Here is a 3,389-nt window from a genome sequence, read left to right on the forward strand (position 1 = left end):
GTTCCCACTCGGCATCCGTCAGATCGCCCCGCCCCATGCCCACAACAACGACCCAGACACGGGACGGTCACATGATCGCCCGGACAGCTCCTAGGCGGCCGATCAGGTCCGCTTCACCGGGGTGTGGGTCTGGGGCGGTGCTGGCCGTCAGGCCGTCGTCGTCCTGGCCCACACCGTCACCGCGCCGGGCACCAGCTGGCACATCATGCGCGCCCCGGCCACCGAGACCCGAGCGCTGGCGCCCGTACGGGCTCCGGACTGGGTCGCCAACCGTTCCCGGGGAGAACACGAGTAGACGGTAGGTCTCCGACTCCCTTACTGGCGTTCGACTCACTAGAGGACTTCGACAGCGCAAGGCCCGGACCAGGCGTCCGGGCCTTCGTCGTGCCCCGGAATCTTTTTTCCCGGTCGCTGCTGTCCGGGTCCCGGCCTCTGGCCCTACGGGGTGAAGGAGCCGTGCCCGCCAGGACGAGACGCAAGCACTTGAGTCCTGTCACTGTCCCGTCCGCCATGTCGAACTCACGCCAGAGGCAGTACCGATGACCGCCCGCCAGACACCCGGGGCAACACCCGCACCGATCGCCGCTACGCTGAACACGCCCACCCTGGGCCGGGCCGAAGCCCCACAGGGACGCTCTCCGGCAGAGAGCCGCAGCAGGACCGCCGACCGCGAGGCGCGCGCCACCCCCACGCGGACGACACCACCACAGGTGTCCGCCGTCTCTGTTCCTCCGCCTCGTAGGAGACTCCCGATGTCTCGGGACCCGCACCCGCACTACCCCATACCCGCCCGACCCGAACCGCCCGGCCCGGCCGGCGCAGGGACGCCGGCGGAGACCCCGCTGCTGTCGGTGCACGCCGCCGTGGTGTTCCTGGCGGCCGTCATCATCGGCCTCGTCATGGGTGGCCTCATGTTCCTCCACAACAAGTCCATGCCCGCGGCCGTCGCAGCGGGCCTGGTGGCCGCTGGAGGCAGCGTTCCCGTGCTGCACAAGCTGATTGGCTGACCGGTGGTGGGCCGGGCGCAGCATGCGCACCCGGCCCACCACCTCCGTCAGGCGGCGTGGAACTCGTGGGCCCGGCCGCCGCGCCACTCCACCCACTGCGGGTCGTCCAGGATGGCCTCGGGTTCGGCGACACCGGCGCCCTCGAGGAACACGACCAGGTCGTGGTCGCTGTAGGCGGTGCCGAGGATCTCGTCCTGGCCGTGGCTGTGCACGGTGATTCTCCGGCCGCCCGAGTGGGAGGGCCGGTGCACGACGATCGGTGCGCTGGTCACGCTTCTCAGCGTGCCCCGGGCCGTGCTGGCGGGCGAGTCGGCCCGGAGCAGTCAGGGAGTGTCACCGGACCAGTTCCAGCGGTTCCGCTCGCCGGGCCGCGGGTCGTACAGGGCCCGGCCGCCGGCGCCGAACTGCCCGAGCTCGGTCGTCAGCGCGACGCCGGTCTGGATCTCGTCCGCTGTCCAGCCGGTGATGTCGAGCAGCAGCCCGTCGAGCGGGCCGCCGACCAGTTCGGCGTAGTCGCGGTGCGGGAGCGGGCCCTGGTGGTCGTGGTCGGCGCCGTAGACCCGGCCGCGCAGCAACTCCTCATCCCTGTCCATAGGTAAGAACTCTCGAACCTGAGACAACATCAGCTGCCATGCGATAAAGCCCCATGACAGCGATCCCACCCCTCAATCTCTCACTTCATGACAGCGGCCCACCCACTCACAAACAACCGCTGACCAGCCCAGGAACACCCCGCGCCAGAACACCACCACCGACACCAACCCGAGAGATCGCACGTCGGTCAGCCGAAGTCGAACGTCTCCTGGGAGAAGTCGGCCGGCGCCGGGGTGGGCGGGGGCGCCGGTGGGCCGTCCGGGCGGGCGGCCTTCCAGCGTTCGGCCAGCTCATCCTTCCAGCCCTTCGGCGGGGGCCACGGCACGCCCCAAGCGGCGAGCTGGTCTCGCTTCCAACCGCCAGCGGGCGTGCGAGCGGCTTCGATCTCTTCGGGTGAGGGGAGGTACGTCATAGATGGTGAGCGCTCCGTGTTCAAGAGTTGTCCCGCAATGCGGTGACGGAAGACCGACAGGTCAGATGCCTTGCTCAGAGGGAGCCACCCCTCGGGCATGGGAGAGCTCGCAAGCGAGGGAGGCTGAGCGCCGACGGGCGCGTAGTACATCTCGGCACGTTCTTCCCACACGGTCGACTTCAAGGCGACCTGCTCGTCGAACACTTCCTGTCGAAGTTTCAGCATCCCGGCCTCGTTCAGTGCCCGGACAAAATTAAGGAGCTCGATTGTGCCGACCATCGCCCAGGCCACCAGGGGCACAGCGGCGCGAAACCGATCGCGCAGTCCGAAGGTGTCGCCTTCCTTGCGTCGCTCTGGATCGTGATGCACCACGTCTCCGTAGATCCAGGCCATGGCCAGCCCATGCGCATCGAGGTCACGCTCTTCGCCTGTGGACGTGTCAGCGACCATGACCCAATAGCCAGATTCGTCGCGCGTGGAGGGGCTTACCCGTGTCCGCCACTCAGCGCGTGCGGCCCGTATCCACGCCGCATCTTGTGGCACTGCTCGACAGGTGTAGCCCAGAGCCGAGAGCGCCTTCATGTGAAAACAGTCCTCCTGCTCCAGCAGAATTGGCCTGATACGCGCTGCCGCAGACTCGACCACTTCCTCGGGCGGGAGCTCGTACGAGATCCGGACCTCGCCGCGGTCGACACGGACGTTGATGCTCATGCGGGTCAGCTCGACAAGGGCGTCCCAGTCGGCGGCCAGCGAATGCTCCTCCACCCTGCGGGCCCTCAACACGAAAGCTTCCAGCAAGCGCTGGTGCTTCTCGTCAAGAGTTTCCGTCTGCCCGCGGCTCACGCTTCCCCCCCCTCGCATCGATCGCTTCCAGCATGACGTGCCTTCTCCGTCGTATCCATCCAATTCGCCGGGCTGGTCCTTGCCAGAAGGAGAAGCGCGGCTGGTCGGGAGGCGTGCCCAGCTCAGCGGCGCAGGCGCGAGAGCCAGCCGGTGGCCTTCTGCTCCGGCACGGCCGGCTCCTGCTCCTGGCGCGCCGCGTCCGGCCAGGCTTCCTCCCAGTCGGTCCCGTGTCGCTGGTCGCAGTCCCCGCACAGGGTCGGACGGGCCTTCGGAGGGAGGCGTCCCAGCCGGTGCACTCCACCGCCTGCCACCGCTCGTACGTGAACGCTGCCTTGCACTCGGTGCAGCGAGGACGGCGGGCGTAGCGCATGAGGGCATGCTGTATGGATCTCCAGGGCCTCAGCTCTTGCCGGCCCCGCTCAAGAACAACTCTTCGAACTGAGCTGCCCCGAGTTTCATAGAGTCCGATCTTGATTGGTTCAGGCGGACTGCGGGGTTTGCTCCTGGCTGCGCCAGAAGGCTTCCTCGTACTC

At 68.1% G+C, this 3,389-nt stretch carries 6 protein-coding genes; 2 read left to right on the forward strand and 4 right to left on the reverse strand.

Translation table 11 applies throughout. The features are described from left to right. Positions 1-121 precede the first annotated feature (121 nt). On the forward strand, positions 122-295 hold the full coding sequence (locus ACFY3N_RS36610; RefSeq protein WP_390821088.1) for a hypothetical protein: 174 nt from the start codon (positions 122-124) through the stop codon (positions 293-295). Between the two features lie 457 nt (positions 296-752). Then, entirely contained in the window at positions 753-1,007 is a 255-nt protein-coding gene (locus ACFY3N_RS36615; protein WP_390821089.1) for a hypothetical protein, read from the forward strand. A 47-nt stretch (positions 1,008-1,054) separates the two neighbouring features. Here the strand turns inward: ACFY3N_RS36615 and ACFY3N_RS36620 are convergent, their stop codons facing one another. From ACFY3N_RS36620 to ACFY3N_RS36635, 4 genes are all read right to left on the reverse strand, one after another. Then, positions 1,055-1,279, reverse strand: coding sequence for a hypothetical protein (locus ACFY3N_RS36620; protein WP_390821090.1), 225 nt, complete (start codon positions 1,277-1,279; stop codon positions 1,055-1,057). Between the two features lie 51 nt (positions 1,280-1,330). Next, positions 1,331-1,600 (reverse strand): hypothetical protein, encoded by a 270-nt coding sequence (locus tag ACFY3N_RS36625; protein WP_390821091.1) that lies wholly within the window; start codon positions 1,598-1,600, stop codon positions 1,331-1,333. A gap of 188 nt (positions 1,601-1,788) precedes the next feature. Further along, positions 1,789-2,856, reverse strand: coding sequence for a hypothetical protein (locus ACFY3N_RS36630; protein ID WP_390821092.1), 1,068 nt, complete (start codon positions 2,854-2,856; stop codon positions 1,789-1,791). A 122-nt stretch (positions 2,857-2,978) separates the two neighbouring features. Next, positions 2,979-3,167 carry a hypothetical protein gene (locus ACFY3N_RS36635; protein WP_390821093.1) on the reverse strand — a complete coding sequence of 63 codons (189 nt, stop codon included), beginning with the start codon at positions 3,165-3,167 and terminating at the stop codon, positions 2,979-2,981. Between the last annotated feature and the right edge of the window lie 222 nt (positions 3,168-3,389).

The organism is Streptomyces sp. NPDC000348 (assembly GCF_042898795.1).
Taxonomy (GTDB): domain Bacteria; phylum Actinomycetota; class Actinomycetes; order Streptomycetales; family Streptomycetaceae; genus Streptomyces.

What these genes read in the sequence shown, in the direction of transcription:
- ACFY3N_RS36615 (WP_390821089.1), top strand. Translation starts at nt 753, where the DNA reads ATGTCTCGGGACCCGCACCCGCACTACCCCATACCCGCCCGACCCGAA.
- ACFY3N_RS36625 (WP_390821091.1), bottom strand. Translation starts at nt 1,600, where the DNA reads ATGGACAGGGATGAGGAGTTGCTGCGCGGCCGGGTCTACGGCGCCGAC.